Here is a 15,823-nt window from a genome sequence, read left to right as displayed (position 1 = left end):
GCTCAGAGGAGCGTGATGCCGACGTTCTGCGCGGTCGTGTTGTTGCCGGTCACCGTGTCACCCGACACGGTGACGGTCATGGTCTGCTGCGGGCCGCCCAGGAGCGTGGTGAGGAGGCTGAGGTCGAGCAGCGTGTCGAGCGTCGTGCCGAGGTTGATGACGATGTTGCCGCCCGACGGGATCGACGGGAGCGTCAGCGTGTAGTTTCCGTCGGCGCCCGCGACGGTCACGCCGGCGACCGGACCGATGTTCAGCGTGAGCAGCGACGGCGTGTACTGGATCACGGCTGTGGCCCCGGCCGTGGAGGCGTCCGGGCCGTTGTTCGTGATCGTCAGGGTGTTGACCGTGTTGACGGTCGCGACCGGGATGCTGAGCGCGGTGAGGTTCAGTGCGATGGGGCCGCTGAGCGCCGGGACGAGGTCGTTGTCCGCGACGGAGGCGGCGGCGAGCGGCGTGGCGACGGCGGCCGCGATGACGGGTACCGACCATGCCGCGCCCTTGACGAGCGTGCGGCGCGAGACGCCCTTGTTCTTCTGGATTTCCTCGGTCACGTGAGTGCCCTCCCTGTTCGATGCAGATGCGGTTTCCCGCGGTGTCGTGACGAGGCGACACGATCGTCTGCATCCCCCAGGAGCCCCGTCGTGGACCTCAAGCTAGGGCGGTGGAGAGCGGAGCGAAGGGGGTTTCGGCGAACTTCGCGCACCGTGCGCGCAACCTGCGCGACGTGTGCTTTTCGACTGCGCGCAGCTATGCCCGGCGCGTGGCTCGAAGCGCCCGAGGAGTCGCCTGGTACGCCTCGTCGAGCGCTCGCCGCATGCTCATCGGCGAGTGGAATCCGGCGCGCTGCGCGATCTGATCGATGCTCAGGACGTCGTAGCGGCTGTCCACCAGCAAGGAGTGCGCGAGACGGGCGCGCTGCCGGCGGATCTCGGCCGCGACGCTGTTCCCGGACTCCGAGAACACGAGCTGGAGCTGCCGGAGTGACGACTGCACCTCGTGCGCGACCTGGGCCGGATTGAGCGCAGGATCACCGCACTGCTGAGCGATCACCGCGATCGCCCTCTCGCGCAGCACGGCATGCGGCGAACCTTGGCCGCTGACACCGCCGATCCGATCCAGCAGCACGGCGCCGCTCATCTCCATCACGAGTTGCTCGATGGCGTACTGCTCGATCGCGGATGCCTTGTCGTCCGTGTCCAGGAGGCAGTCGATGAACTGCTGCATCGACGTGTCCAGCAGCCGGCGTTCGGTGTACACGGTGGCGTCGGGAGGCAGCGAAGGCACGAAGGACGCGACCGCCGACCGGGGCACGAGTGCCGCGACGAAGCGCCAGGCGCCCGCCCAGCGCAGGCGGCGAGTGATGCCCTGTGCGGCGACGACCAGACCGCCTGCCGTCTCCACCCAGGGTTCGCCGTCGAGTCGCGACCAGAGCGCGTGTGCCTGGACGAAAGCGAAGACCGCGTGGTCGGGGTACGCGGACACGGTGTCGACGTGGAGCTCGGAGGTCCCGCCGTTCGTGCTGAGCAGGATGATCTCGCCGGAGGTGCGCTCCCGGGAACGAAGGCCCGGCCGGTCTCCGATCCGCCGCACCCCGTGCGCAGCGAGCGCCCGATCGTCGATGACCTGAGCGGAAGAGCGTGTCACGAGACGTCCCTCCTCGGGGTGTCAGCGTGTGGCAGCAGTGACTCTGTGATGGTGGTGTTCCTGCGCCGCCGACCACCTCGTCGTGCGACGGATTCCTTTCCAGCGCGTCGATACAGTGGTGAATTGAATACAGGTTCAATCATCATCGGCCTCCTGTCAACACGGACTGCGAATTCGTGTGGCGAGACGACACGAAGCTCGTCTGCATCCCCCAGAGCCTCACCTTGCGAGCCACCGTAGAGGCCTCGCCGCAGCTTGTACGGTGATTGGAGCAAAAGCGCGCACTGCGCGTTATTCCTGCGCGTTCTGTGCTTTTTCGAGACCGGATGTGCCGAGACGACTCACGGGCGAGATCGTGGATAGGCTGGCGGTCATGCCCGATCGCTTCCTCGTCACTGCGGTCGGCGCCGTCGTCGAGATCGACGTCTCCCGACGCTCCGCGGACTTCCGTGCCGTGGCCTTCGACGCCTGGGCCGACGCGCGGTATGACGGGGCAGACGCCCCCGACGCCCCCGATGCCACCGCGGTCGTCCCTGCGGGCACCGGCGATGCCGAAGCGCTGTCCGCGCTCTCGACCGAGGTGACGATGAAAGCCCTGGCGCACCGGCGGCACGATCACGTCTGGATGCTGCACGCCGCCGGGCTCGCTGCGCGTGACGGTCGGGTCGTCGTGCTCAGCGCAGCATCGGGGACCGGAAAGACGACGGCTGCCCGCCATCTGGCACGGCGCTATGCGTACGTCAGTGACGAGACCATCGGCATCGACGATGCCGGCCGTGTCGTCCCCTACCGGAAGCCGCTGTCGATCATCGAGCGTCGCGACGCTCCCAAGGCTCAGATCGCGCTCTCGAGCACGGACCGGGGCCGGGCGCTGCCCGACGACCTCCGCGTGGCGAAGATCGTCGTCATCGATCGCTCGGACGACGGACCCGAAGAGCCCGAGGTGGACCCGCTCGACATCTCGGAAGCACTGGCTCTGTTGGGGCCGCAGACCAGCTATCTCGCCGACGGCCCGGCGCCGCTCCGACGGATCGCCGCGCTGCTCGCGGCGACCGGTGGTGCCGTGCGCGTGCGCTACCGCGAGGTCGACCGCATCGATGCGGTCATCGACGACCTCATGCGCACTCCATCGCGGCCCGTCGATGCTGTCACCGAGGAAACGACATCGCCGGTCATCGGCACCCCGGAGCCCGGCGGTCTCGTGCGTGCGGAGACCGTCGACGCGCTCGCCCTGGACGGTCGGACGGTGCTGCTGCGACGAACGCCGACCGGGGGACAGGTCCACGTGCTCGACGGCATCGGACCGGACATCTGGGCGGCTGCGGACGGACGCCCGCTCGAAGGCATCGTGCGGGCCGTCGTGGCTGCGCACGGGGAGCCCGCAGGCGAGGACGCGCACACGATCGTGGAGCGCGCGGTGCGACGACTGCTCGCCGACGGGGTGCTCAGAGCGGTCGACGCACCCCGGCTCTGAGGGTGGATCCGTTCCGGGGCCGGATCAGTCCCCGGACCCCCGGCGGCGCACACCGGGTTCGGGGGTCGCGACGGCCTCCGCCATGGTGTCGTCGTCGCGACCGTAGCGCTCGTACGCGCCGTAGTACTCGCGGCCGTAGTACGCGGACTCCGCTCCCTTGCGCGGCACCTTGTTCAGCACCACGCCCAGCACCCGGCCCGTGGTGCGGGTGATGTTGGCGATCGCGCGCTGCAGCATGTCGAAGGTGGTCTTGCCGGACGACACGACGATGAGCACACCATCGGCGCCGGCCGCCAGCACCGCCGCATCCGTCACCGGGAGCACCGGCGGAGAGTCGAGGATGACGATCGCGGTCTTGCTGATCTCGGCGAGGAAGTCGCGCATGCGGTGGGAGCCGAGCAGCTCGCTGGGGTTCGGGGGTACCCGCCCGGCTCCGACGACCGCGAGCGGCATGTCGCGGCTCGGTCGGTGGGCGACGTCCTGCAGCTCCGCGCGTCCCGCGAGGATGTCGGTGAGGCCGAGGTCGGGGGACATCCCGAAGATGTCGGCGATGACGGGCCGGCGGAGGTCGCAGTCGATGAGGATGGCCCACTCACCGGCGGCGGCCAGGCTCGAGGCGAGGTTGACGGCGACCGTCGACTTGCCGTCTCCGGGCACCGAGCTGGTGACCACGATCACCCGCGGGGGGTTGTCGACGTCGATGAACTGCAGATTCGTGCGCAGCTCGCGCATCGACTCGATCGTGTGGTGCGAGACCCCGTGCTGGGCGTCCAGGGAGAAATCGATCACCTGACGTTCGTCCGACATCGTCTTCTCGAGCGGAAGCGTTCCGATCACCGACACCCCGGTCTCGCGTTCGATGTCGCGCGGGTGCCGCACGCGGCGATCGACCGTGTGCCGGATGAAGGCGTAGATGAGGCCGGCGGCGAGGCCGACGAACGCGCCGATGATCACGGTCAGCCGGGTGTTCGGGGACGACGGAGCGGTGGGCAGGCGCGCCGAGTCGCCCACGATGAGCGTGACCGCCGCCGGTGTGGACGCCGTCCCGCCCTCGAGCGTCTCGATCTCCGCAGCCATGCCGCGCATCCAGGCCTCGGCGAGAGCTTGCGCCTCCTCCGGAGTCGGGCCGGTCGCGGTGACCATCAGTGCCGTGGTGTCGAGCGGGTTGGTGACCGAGACCCGGTCCACGAGCTCTTCCGGCGACTCTTCCAGCGAGAGCTCATCGATCGCGTGCTCCGCGACGGCCCGCCAGGAACCCAGGTTGAGGTAGGACTTCACCCTGCTCTGGGCGAGCTGGTTGCCCACGAGCGCTGCGCCGCTGGTGCCGTCGCCGCCGACCGACGTGACGATTCCGGTCGTGTCGGCGGAGTACACCTTCGGTTGCAGGGCACTCCAGCCGAAGGCCGCTCCGGCTCCGACGACGGTCGCGATCAGGATCACGATCCAGTGGGCGCGCAGAATCCGGATGTAGTCGCTCAGTTCCAACTCTTGATCCCCTCACACATCCCGTGGGGAAGGCGGGATGCACATATGAGAAAGAGCATACGGGGCCGCACGGTCCTGTGCGGAGGGCACGCTCAGTCGATCGCGATGCGCACGAGCCGTTCGACCTCGTCGATCCCGGGCAGGAGCTGCGCGCTCGACCGCGCGTAGGTCTCGGCGGAGCGGCGATAGGGGTCGATCACATCGTCGTCCTCCGTGCCCGCCGTCAGGGGTCCGCGCTCCGCGGACAGCAGGCCGAGCACCGCGGCGAAGCGGGCGCGGGGTGTCTCGCCGGCGGACTCCGCGGCCGCCCGGGCCTGCTCCGGGTCCACGATCCTGCTCCATCGGGCGAGCTCCCGCGCGGTGAAGGTGCGACGCACGCGGCTGGGCATCATCCGCACGGCGTGGGCGGAATGCTCCCTGGCCATGGTGAGCACCAGGTCGGCGTCGCGCAGCAGCGGCTCCCGGAGATACCGGGCGCGGTGAGCTGCGGCGTCCTCCGCGCGCGCCCCGGCTTCCACCGCGAGGGCCTGCGCGGGTTCGGTCATCGCATGATCGACGAGGGCGTGCGTTCCGGCGCTGTGCACGCGCACTCCCAGAGGCTCGAGGCGGGCGCGCAGCAGCACTTCGGCCAACGGGGACCGGCAGATGTTTCCCGTGCACACCGTGAGGATCGTGAGCGGTCCCTCCTGGTCGCCCTCGCCGCCGAGCGAGCCGCCGAGGAAAGGGGCGGCACCGAAGGGGAGGGGAGCTGCGGCGGACTGCTGCCGGCGCCAGCTCCGGCGACTCATCGCGGTGGGCGGGTTCTCCTCGCCTCGCCCGCTCACGACGCCGCCCTCGCATCCGCGCCGCGACGAGCGCTCGCGCCCAGGCGCACGAGGAGAACGGCGAGCACGCCGCCGAGCAGCGTGCCCGCGGTGTTCGCGATCACGTCGCTGAGCGTGGGGAAGCGGGAGGGCATGAAGCCCTGCACCGACTCGATCACCGCACTCATCAGTGCGCCGATGACGACGACCTGCCAGAGTCGCAGACGCGGCAGCGCGAAGGCGAGCAGCAGACCCACGGGCACGAACAGTGCGACGTTCGCGAGCACCTCCAGCACCACGGCACTCGGGCGGTACGGGGCGATGCCCGCGTCGGCGACCCACCGGGCCATGATGCCGACCAGACCGGTGACCTTCTCGGAGACCGTCGCCGGCAGCCAGACGGTGAACCCCACGAAGAGGAGGTAGCCGACGAGCGCCACCCGTGCGATCAGCACTCCGCCGGGGACGGGGGCGAGGCGGGGGGAAGGCATGCCGTCATGGTAGCCGCGGCGGCTCCTCGACGTTCTCCGCGTCGATCGGGGTCCCGTTCAGATGCTCGATGTAGCGGAGCAGCACTCCCTCGCGCAGCGCCCACGGCGACACTTCGAGCTCCTCCAGTTCGAGCGCGGTCATCGCCACGTGCAGCGACACGGCTGCGGCCACGATCTGGAAGGTCCGGTCGGGGGTGATCCCCGGCAGTTCCTGTCTGGCCGACGCGGGAAGGCGCGCGAGCCGGGGAATCCACGAGCCGAGCGACGCCCGCGGCAGCAGCATGCGTTCGCTCCCCGACCATCCCGGCGCCGGATAGCCGACCAGGCGGGCGAGCGAGCGGATCGCCTTCGAGGAACCCACCACGTGATCGGGACGGGGGAGGGCGACGAATCGGGGCAGCACGGTCGCGATGGTCGCCTCCGCGTGCGCGCGCAGTCTCTCGACGTCCGCCTCGCCGGGCGGGTCGTTCGGGAGGTACTGCACCGTCATGCGCCCGGCTCCGAGGGGCACGGACGCGGCGGCGTCGGGCATCTCCTCCGCTCCGGCCGCGATCTCCAGAGAGCCGCCGCCGATGTCGAGCAGCAGCAGCTGTCCGGCCGACCAGCCGAACCAGCGCCGCACGGCGAGGAAGGTCAGCTCCGCCTCGGTCTCGCCGTCGAGCACCTGCAGGGGTTGCCCCAGAGCGGCCTCGATGCGGGCGATGACCGCCGCGCCGTTGCGGGCGTCACGCACCGCGCTGGTCGCGGTGGCCAGGAGGGCGTCGACGCGCTCGGCCTCGGCGACGCGGCGGGCCTGAGCGACCGCGGTCTCGAGCGCCTGCACGCCCTCCTCCGAGATCGCGCCGTCGGGTGTGAGGTAGCGCATGAGGCGCAGCACCGTCCTGTCGCTCGTCGTCGCGAGCGGACGTCCACCGGGGCGGACGTCCGCCGCCAGCATGTGAACGGTGTTTGATCCGATGTCGAGGACTCCCAGGCGCACGGAAAGAGACTACTCGCGCCCGGATACGATGTACTGCGTGACCACCGTCGACCCCACGCTGCCGCTGTCGCCCTATCGGGAGATCGGGCGCGCGGAGTGGGCGCGTCTCGCCGCCGGGCTCGATCAGCCGCTCACCGAGACCGAGGTCGTCGAACTCCGCGGTATCGGGGATCGACTGTCCCTCACCGAGGTGCGCGAGGTGTACCTGCCGCTGAGTCGTCTGCTCAGCCTGTACGCGACGGCGACGAAGCGTCTGGGCGCCGCCACCTCGTCGTTCCTGCAGGAGGACGACACGACGACGCCCTTCGTCGTCGGCGTCGCGGGCTCGGTCGCGGTCGGCAAGTCGACGATCGCCCGTCTGCTGCGCGAGCTGATGAGCCGCTGGCCCGGCACCCCGCGAGTGGAGCTGGTCACCACCGACGGCTTCCTCTACCCGAACGCCGAACTCGAACGCCGCGGCATCATGGACCGCAAGGGCTTCCCGGAGTCGTACGACCGGCGTGCGCTGATCGAGTTCCTGACCGAGGTGAAGAGCGGCGCCACCGAAGTGCGCGCGCCCTTCTACTCCCACATGCGCTACGACATCGTCCCCGACGCGAACGTCGTGGTGCGTCGCCCCGACGTCGTCATCGTCGAGGGGCTGAACGTGCTGCAGCCGCCGCCCGCCCCGAACGACGTCGCGGTGAGCGACCTGTTCGATTTCTCGATCTTCGTCGATGCCGAGACCTCGCACATCGAGAAGTGGTACGTCGATCGCTTCCTCGCCCTGCGGCAGGCGGCGTTCAGCAACCCCTCGTCCTATTTCAACGTGTTCGCGCATCTCACCGACGAGGAGGCGATCACGACCGCCCTCGGGTATTGGAACGAGATCAACATGCCCAACCTCGTCGAGAACGTGATGCCCACGCGTCACCGCGCGCGACTCGTGTTGCGCAAGGGCGCCGACCACGACGTCGAGAGCGTGCTGCTGCGCAAGCTCTGAGGAGTACGCCGACCGAAATATTGTTCGGACGACTCGCAAAAATCCCGGCTTACTCTTGTTCGCATGTGTGGAATCGTCGGATACGTGGGCCCGCGCCCCAGCCAGGACATCCTTCTTGCCGGCCTCGCTCGCCTCGAGTACCGCGGCTATGACTCCGCGGGCGTCGCCGTGATCGACGGTGACGGGTCCCTCGGCATGCGGAAGAAGGCGGGCAAGCTCGCGAAGCTGCGCGACTCGCTGGCCGATGCGCCGCTCCCCGACGGGTCGACCGGTATCGGTCACACGCGCTGGGCGACGCACGGCGGACCGACCGACGTCAACGCCCACCCGCACCTGGCGGACGACGACAGGCTCGCCGTCATCCACAACGGCATCATCGAGAACTTCTCGGCCCTGCGTGAAGAGCTGCTCGCCGACGGTGTGGTGTTCCGCAGCGAGACCGACACCGAGGTCGCAGCCGCTCTGCTCGGGCGTGAGTACGCCGGCAACGGCGGAGACCTGCAGCTCGCCTTCCGCAACGTCGTGAACCGCCTCGAGGGGGCGTTCACGCTTCTCGCGATGCACCAGGACCACCCGGGCCTCGTGGTCGGCGCCCGCCGCAACTCGCCGCTCGTGATCGGTCTCGGCGAGGGCGAGAACTTCCTCGGCTCCGACGTGGCCGCCTTCATCGAGCACACGCGCAAGGCCTTGGCGATCGGCCAGGACCAGATCGTCTCGATCACCCCTGACTCCATCAGCGTCATCGACTTCGCCGGCACCCCGGTCGAGCCCGAGCCCTTCGACGTCTCGTGGGACGCCGCCGCCGCCGAGAAGGGCGGATGGTCGAGCTTCATGGCCAAGGAGGTCTCCGAGCAGCCCGAGGCCGTGGCGAACACGATCCGCGGCCGCATCCAGGACGGCCAGGTCGTCATCCCCGAGCTCGACGGCCTCGACGACCTCTTCACCGGGATCAACCGCGTCATCATCACCGCGTGCGGCACGGCTTCGTATGCGGCCCTCGTCGGCAAGTATGCGATCGAGCAGTGGGCGCGCGTCGCGGTCGACGTCGAGCTCGCGCACGAGTTCCGCTACCGCGATCCGGTGATCGGCGCCGACACCCTCGTCGTGTCGATCAGTCAGTCGGGCGAGACCATGGACACACTGATGGCCGTGAAGTACGCCCGGGAGCGAGGCGCCCGCACGCTCTCGATCTGCAACACCCAGGGTGCGACCATCCCGCGCGAGTCGGACGCCGTCGTCTACACCCACGCCGGCCCCGAGGTCGCGGTCGCCTCGACCAAGGCGTTCTCGGCGCAGATCACCGCCCTGCTGCTGCTCGGACTGCACATGGGGCGCGTGCGCGGCACCGTGGCCGACGCCTCAACCGACGTCGCGGAACTCACCGAGCTGCCCGCGAAGATCGCCGAGGTCCTCGAGAGCGAGCAGGAGCACGTCACCCAGCTCGCCGGATGGATGGCCGACACCCGCTCGGTGCTGTTCCTCGGTCGCCACGTCGGCTTCCCGATCGCCCTCGAAGGTGCGCTCAAGCTCAAGGAGATCTCCTACATCCACGCGGAGGGCTTCGCCGCGGGCGAGCTCAAGCACGGTCCGATCGCTCTGATCGAGCCGGGGCAGCCGGTGTTCGTGCTGGTGCCCTCCCCGCGTCACTCCGCGCTCGTGCACTCGAAGGTCGTCTCGAACATCCAGGAGATCCGTGCTCGCGGTGCCCGGGTGATCGTGGTGGCCGAAGAGGGCGATGCGGCCGTGCTGCCGTTCGCCGACGAGGTCATCCACATCCCGCTCGCCGGAGCGATGTTCGAGCCGCTGCTCTCGGTCGTGCCGCTGCAGATCTTCGCGATGGCGCTCGCGACCGCGAAGGGCCTGGACGTGGACCAGCCCCGGAACCTCGCGAAGTCCGTCACAGTCGAGTAAGACCGGCTTCGAATCACGCGGATGGCTCCGTTTCCACCGGAAACGGAGCCATTCGCGCGACATCAACCGGATGCATGCTCGATAGGCTGAACGGATGATCATCGGCACCGGCATCGACCTCGTGGACATCCCGCGGTTCGAGCGCACGATGACCCGGACCCCTCGCCTCCTGGAGCGGCTCTTCGCCCCGTCGGAGCGCCCGCTGCGTCTTCCTTCCCTGGCGGCGAGGTATGCGGCCAAAGAGGCGCTGATCAAAGCACTCGGCGGCTCGGACGGGGTGCACTGGACCGAGATCGAGATCGCCTCGGAGGCGTCGGGTCGTCCGCACTTCGTCCTCTCCGGCTCGACGGCCGCGGTCGTCGAGGAGCGCGGCATCCGCACCCTGCATCTGACCCTCACCCACGACGCGGGCCTCGCTGCCGCGTTCGTCGTCGCAGAAGGAGCGCCGCTGTGACCGTCCCGTTCCGTGAGGCGACCATCGACCTCGATGCCGTCGCCGACAACGTGCGGCACTTCCGCCGCCTCACCGGCGTCGAGGTGATCGCGGTCGTCAAGGCCGGCGCCTACGGGCACGGTGCTGCCGCGACCGCCGTCGCCGCGCTCTCCGCCGGAGCGACACGCCTCGGCGTCGCCGAGATCCCCGAGGCCCTCGAACTGCGCAGGCAGGGCGTGCACGCGCCGATCATGGCCTGGTTGCACGCGCCGGGCGAGCGGTTCGAGCACGCCGCGGCCCAAGACGTGGAGATCGGTGTCTCCTCCTTCGATCAGCTCGAAGCCGCCGCCGCCGCTGCCGCCGTCGATCGTCCGGTCGGGGTGCACCTCAAGTTCGAGACGGGGCTGTCGCGCAACGGCATCGCTCCGGCCGACTGGGGGCGGGTGCTGGCCGAGGCCGCGCGTCTGGAGCGGATCGGACGACTGCGTATCGTCGGCCTCTTCAGCCACCTCTCCAACACCTCCGCGGAGGACGACCGGGCCGCGCTGGCGAAGTTCGAGGAAGGTGTCGCCGCGGCCGCCTCTTTCGGTATCCGCCCCGAGATCCGGCACATCGCCGCCACCGCCGCAGCGATCGACCTGCCCGAGATGCGGCTCGATGCCGTGCGCATCGGCATCGGGCTCTTCGGCCTCTCGCCGTTCGACGACCGCAGCTCCGCCGAGCTCGGTCTGCGTCCGGCGATGACTCTGCGCGGAGCGATCGCCGCGGTCCGCCGGGTGCCCGCGGGCACGGGTGTCTCCTACGGCTACGCCCACCGCACGGATCGCGACACGACGCTGGTGCTCGTGCCCCTCGGATACGCCGACGGCGTGCCCCGGAACGCCTCGGGCAGGCTCCCCGTCTCGATCGGCGGACGGCGGTTCGTGAACGTCGGGAGGATCGCGATGGATCAGTTCGTCGTCGACGTCGGTGACACGCCGGTCTCGGTCGGGGACGAGGTGGTCCTGTTCGGCGATCCCACCCTCGGTGTGCCCTCGGCGGCGGACTGGGCCGCGGCCGCCGACACCATCAACTACGAGATCGTCACGCGCATCGGTCCCCGGGTGCCGCGGAGGACGTCGTGAGCGTGGACCCCGCTTTCCTCGGCAGACGGGAGATCGCGACGTCCGAGGAGATGGAGCAGCTCGGCTTCCGGATCGGTGAGCAGCTGGAGGCGGGCGACCTGCTCATCCTCACCGGACCGCTGGGCGCCGGGAAGACGACGTTCACCCGTGGTCTCGCCGAAGGGCTCGGTGTGCGCGGACCCGTGCAGAGTCCGACCTTCGTGATCGCCCGCACCCACCCCTCGCTGGTCGGGCATGCGCCGCTCGTGCACGTCGACGCGTACCGACTCGGATCGGCGGCGGAACTCGAGGACCTCGACCTCGACCTCGAGCGCTCGGTAGTGGTGATCGAGTGGGGGAGGGGGATGGCCGAGGATCTCGCGGACGCGTGGTGGGACATCGAGCTCGAACGACCGGTCGGCGTCTCCGAACTCGACTCCGGGGAACTCGACCCCTCGGATCTCGATGCGGATGCCCCACGGATCGTGACCATCGTGCGCGAGGGGACCCCATGAGTGCGGCGACGTCCCCCCTCGTCGCCGTGATCATCGACGACGACCCGGGCGTCCGCTCGCTCCTGGACGAGGTGTTCCTGGCCGCCGGCTTCGAGACCTTCCTCGCAGGTTCCGGCCCGGACGGGATCGCGGCCGTCGAGCAGCATCGCCCGGTGATCACCACCCTCGACATCAACCTGCCGGGGATCGACGGCTTCGAGGTCGCGCGACGGATCCGGCAGGTCAGCGACACCTTCATCATCATGCTCTCGGCTTTGTCGGACGAGTCCGATGTGGTCCTCGGTCTGACCTCCGGAGCGGACGAGTACCTCGTGAAGCCGTTCCGGCCCCGTGAGCTGCGTGCGCGCATCCAGGCCCTGCTGAGGCGCCCGCACCCCGCGGCCCCGCCGCCGGCCACCGAGTCACGCCCAGCGACTGCAAGCGAGCCGTCCGCCGACGGTGCGACGGTGCTGACGTGGCGGGGCCGGGTGCATCGCGACCTCAGCCTCGATCTGGACACACGGCTGGTGCTCGTCGGCCAGAAGCGCATAGATCTCACCCCCACGGAGTTCGACCTGCTCGCGGCGATCCTCGAGGCGAACATCCGGGTGTCCAGCAAAGCGGAGCTCGCGCGCGGACTGCGGGGAGCGCCACCGGGGTCGAACGATTACGTGAGCGAACCGGACAAGCGGGCGATCGAGACCCACATCGCGAATCTGCGGCGGAAGCTGGGTGACAGCTCGGCGAACCCGCGCTACATCGAGACCGTGCGCGGAGTCGGTTACCGCCTGACTCCCGCTGATGACACGGGAGGCTGAACCGGGGCGGGGCCGCGGCTCCCCAGCCGCGCCCCCGGCGCCTGCGAATCCCCACTCGCGTGGCCCCGGCGTCTGCGTTGTTCCCCAGTCGCAGTATCGGCCCCACTCAGAATGCTAGGGGTGCACGGCCGCCTGAAGAGCGGGCTCGACGGATCTTTGAGTAATCTTGCGGGAAACCTGAGCTTCGAGCGGAAAGGCGAGCGTCGATGATCCGCACCGTGTCGATCTGGCGCTGGCAACTGGTCTTCACCGGCAGTGTGGTCGCGATCGTCGTGATGGTCACGGCCTTCAAACCCGAGACTTTCGCCAACACCTTGGTCGTCGCGGGGGCCGTGCTCGTCCTCGTCACCAGCGTGCTCACGCTGGCCGTGCCGTGGCACCGTCTGCCGCGCTCCGCCGCCGCCGTCGTGCCACTCCTGGATGCGCTCGCGATCGGCTTCACCACCAATGCGCCGGGCCTCCGCCTGGGGTTCCTGTGGGTCTTCCCCATCGTCTGGCTGGCCACGTACTTCACCCTGCCGTGGGTGTTCGGCGGCATCGTCTTCATCAGCGCCACCCTCGTGCTCTTCGCCGAGCAGAGCGGCTCGCCGGCGGACATCCTGCTGCGACTCCTCACGCTCGTCATCACCCTGGGGTTCCTCGGCGTGACGGTGCGGATCGGTGCGCAGCGCTCTCGGGCGGCGCGGCGGCTTCTGCAACGTCGTTCCGAGCAGGTCAATCGTGCCGCGGTGCGAGCGGAGGCGAATCAGCGGCGGGTGATCCAGATCGTCGACGCTCTGAGCGTCGCCCTCGTCGTCGTCACGGCGGGAGGGCGCATCCTGCAGATGAACGACGCGTACCGTGCGCTCTACGGCCGCGACCGCTTCGGCGCGGAGCTCTCCACGGCCGCCGTCGAGTACGACGCCCGACGGGGCGTCGCGCTGCCCCCCTCCCGCACCTGCCTCGCCCGCGCCGCCGGCGGAGAGGAACTCGATGCCGAGCGCGTATGGCTGTTCGATGGCGCGGGACAATGGCGGGCCCTCGAGGTGAGCACGCAGCCGATGGCCAGCGCCGGCGAGGGCGAGGCGATCACGCTGGTCGTGATCGACGACGTGACCGCGCGGCTCGAGGTCGACGAGGAACGCCGGGCCTTCAACGCCATGATCTCGCACGAGTTGCGCAACCCCCTCACCGCGATCGTCGGCCACGTGGACCTGCTCCGTGAGCGCGAAGACCTGCCGGGGCGGGTGCCTGCACAGCTCGAGATCATCGCGAACGCGGGTGAGCGCATGCACGACCTGGTCACGAGCATCCTCCGGCAGACGAGTCACACCGCCCAGGATCCTTTCGAATCCGTGGATCTGCGTGAGGTCGTCGAATCGGCGGCGGCATCGTACGCTCCCGTCATCTCGAGCAACAGGCAGACGCTGCGGGTCGAAGGCGCCGAGAGCCTGGTCATCTCGGGCGACGCCTTCCGGCTGCGGCAGGTCGTCGACAACCTGCTCAGCAACGCCGCGAAGTACACCCCGGCGGGCGGACACATCGGTATCGACCTCGACACGATGGCGGGCGACCAGGCGGTGGTCACGATCATCGACGACGGATTCGGCATGGCGGCAGACGACGTCGCTCGCGTGTTCGAGCCCTACTTCCGCACCGACAGCGCCGTGCGCGCCGGCATCGGCGGCACCGGCCTCGGGATGGGCATCGTGCGGGAGATCGTCGCCGCGCATGAAGGCAGTATCGACATCGCCAGTGAGGTCGGTGTCGGCACCCGCGTGACTCTGCGCTTCCCGCAGCGTCGAGTGATGGAGGCTCAGGTATGACCCCGCTCGTTCCCGTCAACGTCGACATCACGACCAGCATGGTCGCGGTCGTCACGGTGCTCACCGCGCTGGTGATCGGTCTGGGCACCCTCGCGCGCCCGAGCAGGGCGACCGTCACGTGGGGGGCGGCCTTCGGCCTGGGGATGCTCGGCGCCTACCTCTGGCTCGCGGGGCAGCAGACGACCGAGACCAGGGCTCTGCTCGCCGCCGCCTCAGCCCTGCTGCTGTGCTTCGAGCCGTTGGTGTGGATCGGTCTGCGGATGCACTTCGGCCGCCGCGCCCGCTGGTGGCCGGTGATTGCCTTCCTCGTCATCGCGCCGACGCTGCTGGTGACGACGGCGGACAACCCGTGGTATCTGCCGTCGTTCCACCTCGTCTTCCTGGGCAGCGCCGTCTTCGGCGGGCTCGTGGCCTACGAGTTGCTCCGTGATCGCCCGGCCGCGAGGGACATCGTGCTGCCGCTGGTGCTCGCCTCCTGTGGACTGGTCGTGGTCGCGGTCGTGAGCACCGTATCCGCACTGCTGTCGGGCGGGGCGGCGGTCGGAGCGCAACTGAGCGCGCTGCGCGGCATGAACGCCGTCGGAACCGTGGTGGTGAGCACCTGCGCCGCGTTCACCCTCGTCCTGATGGTGCGGGTGGAGTCGAAGAAGAGCGATGTCGGGGATTTCGTGGAGCGTGCGCGTCGTCGGCTCCGCAAGGCCGAAGCGCAGAACGACTTCCCGTGGTCGGTGCTCGACATCCGACTCGACGACCCCGCCGATCTCCGAGAGGCATCGACGGGTTCCGCGTTCGCGGCCATCGTCGATCGGTTCCACCAGGACATCCAGGAGGCCCTGCCCGCATCGGCCGACGCCGACCGGGTCGAGGACGGTCGGGCGATCGTCGTGATCCGCGGGGGTGACGAGTCGGTGCGCCACCATCTGCGGGAGATCCTGACCCGAATCTCGGTGATCGACAGGGAGACGACGATGACCGGGATCCGGTCGTCTGCGAGCATCGGCTGGGCGACGGCTTCGGTCGTCGGATTCGACTTCGACCTGCTCGTGGCCACGGCGGAGCAGGCGGCCGGCCGAGCGCGGGCCGCGGGAGGCGACCAGTGGAAGCGGGCGGACGCCGCGGATCTGGCGCGGGTCGTGACCCCCGTCGACTAGGAGTCTCGGGACTCCCGGCCCCGGGCGAGGGCAGCGGCGATCGCGCCCTCCGCATCGGCGCCGGTCTCGGCCGCGGCCGACACGTTCTCGGCGACGACCGCCTCGATGATCTCGGTGCGCTGGATGCGGGTCTCGCGCGGGGCCTTCACACCGATGCGCACGCTGTCGCCCTTGATCTCGAGCAGCGTGATCTCGATGTCGCCGTCGATGCGCACGCTCTCACCGATCCGCCTCGTCAAAACCAGCATTC

The 15,823-nt window shown here is 69.6% G+C and carries 16 protein-coding genes; 9 read left to right on the top strand and 7 right to left on the bottom strand.

What is annotated here, in order from left to right:
- Positions 1-2 precede the first annotated feature (2 nt).
- Both ACLF6J_RS06955 and ACLF6J_RS06950 read right to left on the bottom strand, forming a co-directional pair.
- The gene (locus ACLF6J_RS06955) at positions 3-551 is read right to left on the bottom strand and encodes a hypothetical protein (protein ID WP_134353104.1); all 549 of its coding nucleotides are present in this window, start codon (positions 549-551) and stop codon (positions 3-5) included.
- Between the two features lie 196 nt (positions 552-747).
- Complete coding sequence (locus ACLF6J_RS06950) at positions 748-1,644, bottom strand: helix-turn-helix domain-containing protein (protein ID WP_134353105.1); 897 nt, start codon at positions 1,642-1,644, stop codon at positions 748-750.
- A 373-nt stretch (positions 1,645-2,017) separates the two neighbouring features.
- Between ACLF6J_RS06950 and ACLF6J_RS06945 the strand changes: the two genes are divergently transcribed.
- Entirely contained in the window at positions 2,018-3,118 is a 1,101-nt protein-coding gene (locus tag ACLF6J_RS06945) for a hypothetical protein (protein ID WP_134353106.1), read from the top strand.
- A gap of 24 nt (positions 3,119-3,142) precedes the next feature.
- Here the strand turns inward: ACLF6J_RS06945 and ACLF6J_RS06940 are convergent, their stop codons facing one another.
- From ACLF6J_RS06940 to ACLF6J_RS06925, 4 genes are all read right to left on the bottom strand, one after another.
- Positions 3,143-4,603: a polysaccharide biosynthesis tyrosine autokinase gene (locus ACLF6J_RS06940; RefSeq protein ID WP_134353107.1), complete on the bottom strand. Its 1,461-nt coding sequence runs from the start codon at positions 4,601-4,603 to the stop codon at positions 3,143-3,145.
- A 92-nt stretch (positions 4,604-4,695) separates the two neighbouring features.
- The gene (locus ACLF6J_RS06935; RefSeq protein ID WP_244093599.1) at positions 4,696-5,427 is read right to left on the bottom strand and encodes a low molecular weight phosphatase family protein; all 732 of its coding nucleotides are present in this window, start codon (positions 5,425-5,427) and stop codon (positions 4,696-4,698) included.
- The gene (locus tag ACLF6J_RS06930) at positions 5,424-5,897 is read right to left on the bottom strand and encodes a VanZ family protein (protein WP_134353108.1); all 474 of its coding nucleotides are present in this window, start codon (positions 5,895-5,897) and stop codon (positions 5,424-5,426) included. Before ACLF6J_RS06930 ends, ACLF6J_RS06935 begins: the two co-directional genes overlap by 4 nt.
- Before the next feature lie 4 nt (positions 5,898-5,901).
- The gene (locus ACLF6J_RS06925; RefSeq protein WP_134353109.1) at positions 5,902-6,876 is read right to left on the bottom strand and encodes a Ppx/GppA phosphatase family protein; all 975 of its coding nucleotides are present in this window, start codon (positions 6,874-6,876) and stop codon (positions 5,902-5,904) included.
- 28 nt (positions 6,877-6,904) lie between these two features.
- On the opposite strand from ACLF6J_RS06925, the gene coaA reads away from it, so the two are divergent.
- From coaA to ACLF6J_RS06885, 8 genes are all read left to right on the top strand, one after another.
- Positions 6,905-7,858 carry a type I pantothenate kinase gene (gene coaA / locus ACLF6J_RS06920; RefSeq protein ID WP_134353110.1) on the top strand — a complete coding sequence of 318 codons (954 nt, stop codon included), beginning with the start codon at positions 6,905-6,907 and terminating at the stop codon, positions 7,856-7,858.
- A gap of 63 nt (positions 7,859-7,921) precedes the next feature.
- Complete coding sequence (gene glmS, locus ACLF6J_RS06915; protein WP_047524759.1) at positions 7,922-9,769, top strand: glutamine--fructose-6-phosphate transaminase (isomerizing); 1,848 nt, start codon at positions 7,922-7,924, stop codon at positions 9,767-9,769.
- A 94-nt stretch (positions 9,770-9,863) separates the two neighbouring features.
- The gene (locus ACLF6J_RS06910; RefSeq protein WP_047524761.1) at positions 9,864-10,223 is read left to right on the top strand and encodes a holo-ACP synthase; all 360 of its coding nucleotides are present in this window, start codon (positions 9,864-9,866) and stop codon (positions 10,221-10,223) included.
- Entirely contained in the window at positions 10,220-11,326 is a 1,107-nt protein-coding gene (gene alr, locus ACLF6J_RS06905) for an alanine racemase (protein WP_134353111.1), read from the top strand. Before ACLF6J_RS06910 ends, alr begins: the two co-directional genes overlap by 4 nt.
- Complete coding sequence (tsaE, locus tag ACLF6J_RS06900; RefSeq protein WP_244093600.1) at positions 11,323-11,820, top strand: tRNA (adenosine(37)-N6)-threonylcarbamoyltransferase complex ATPase subunit type 1 TsaE; 498 nt, start codon at positions 11,323-11,325, stop codon at positions 11,818-11,820. Before alr ends, tsaE begins: the two co-directional genes overlap by 4 nt.
- Positions 11,817-12,617, top strand: coding sequence for a response regulator transcription factor (locus ACLF6J_RS06895; RefSeq protein WP_134353112.1), 801 nt, complete (start codon positions 11,817-11,819; stop codon positions 12,615-12,617). Before tsaE ends, ACLF6J_RS06895 begins: the two co-directional genes overlap by 4 nt.
- Positions 12,618-12,823: 206 nt before the next feature.
- Positions 12,824-14,422: a sensor histidine kinase gene (locus ACLF6J_RS06890; RefSeq protein ID WP_134353113.1), complete on the top strand. Its 1,599-nt coding sequence runs from the start codon at positions 12,824-12,826 to the stop codon at positions 14,420-14,422.
- The gene (locus ACLF6J_RS06885) at positions 14,419-15,573 is read left to right on the top strand and encodes a hypothetical protein (protein WP_134353114.1); all 1,155 of its coding nucleotides are present in this window, start codon (positions 14,419-14,421) and stop codon (positions 15,571-15,573) included. Before ACLF6J_RS06890 ends, ACLF6J_RS06885 begins: the two co-directional genes overlap by 4 nt.
- On the opposite strand, the gene csrA is transcribed toward ACLF6J_RS06885, so the two are convergent.
- Positions 15,570-15,821: a carbon storage regulator CsrA gene (gene csrA, locus ACLF6J_RS06880; RefSeq protein ID WP_047524777.1), complete on the bottom strand. Its 252-nt coding sequence runs from the start codon at positions 15,819-15,821 to the stop codon at positions 15,570-15,572. The two genes, ACLF6J_RS06885 and csrA, sit on opposite strands and share 4 nt — an antisense overlap.
- Between the last annotated feature and the right edge of the window lie 2 nt (positions 15,822-15,823).

Source organism: Microbacterium sp. IO18, assembly GCF_049099505.1.
In the GTDB taxonomy this organism is placed as follows: Bacteria; Actinomycetota; Actinomycetes; order Actinomycetales; family Microbacteriaceae; genus Microbacterium; species Microbacterium aurugineum.
The sequence above is the reverse complement of the archived record's forward strand: the minus strand, read 5'-3'. Positions and strand labels throughout refer to the sequence as shown.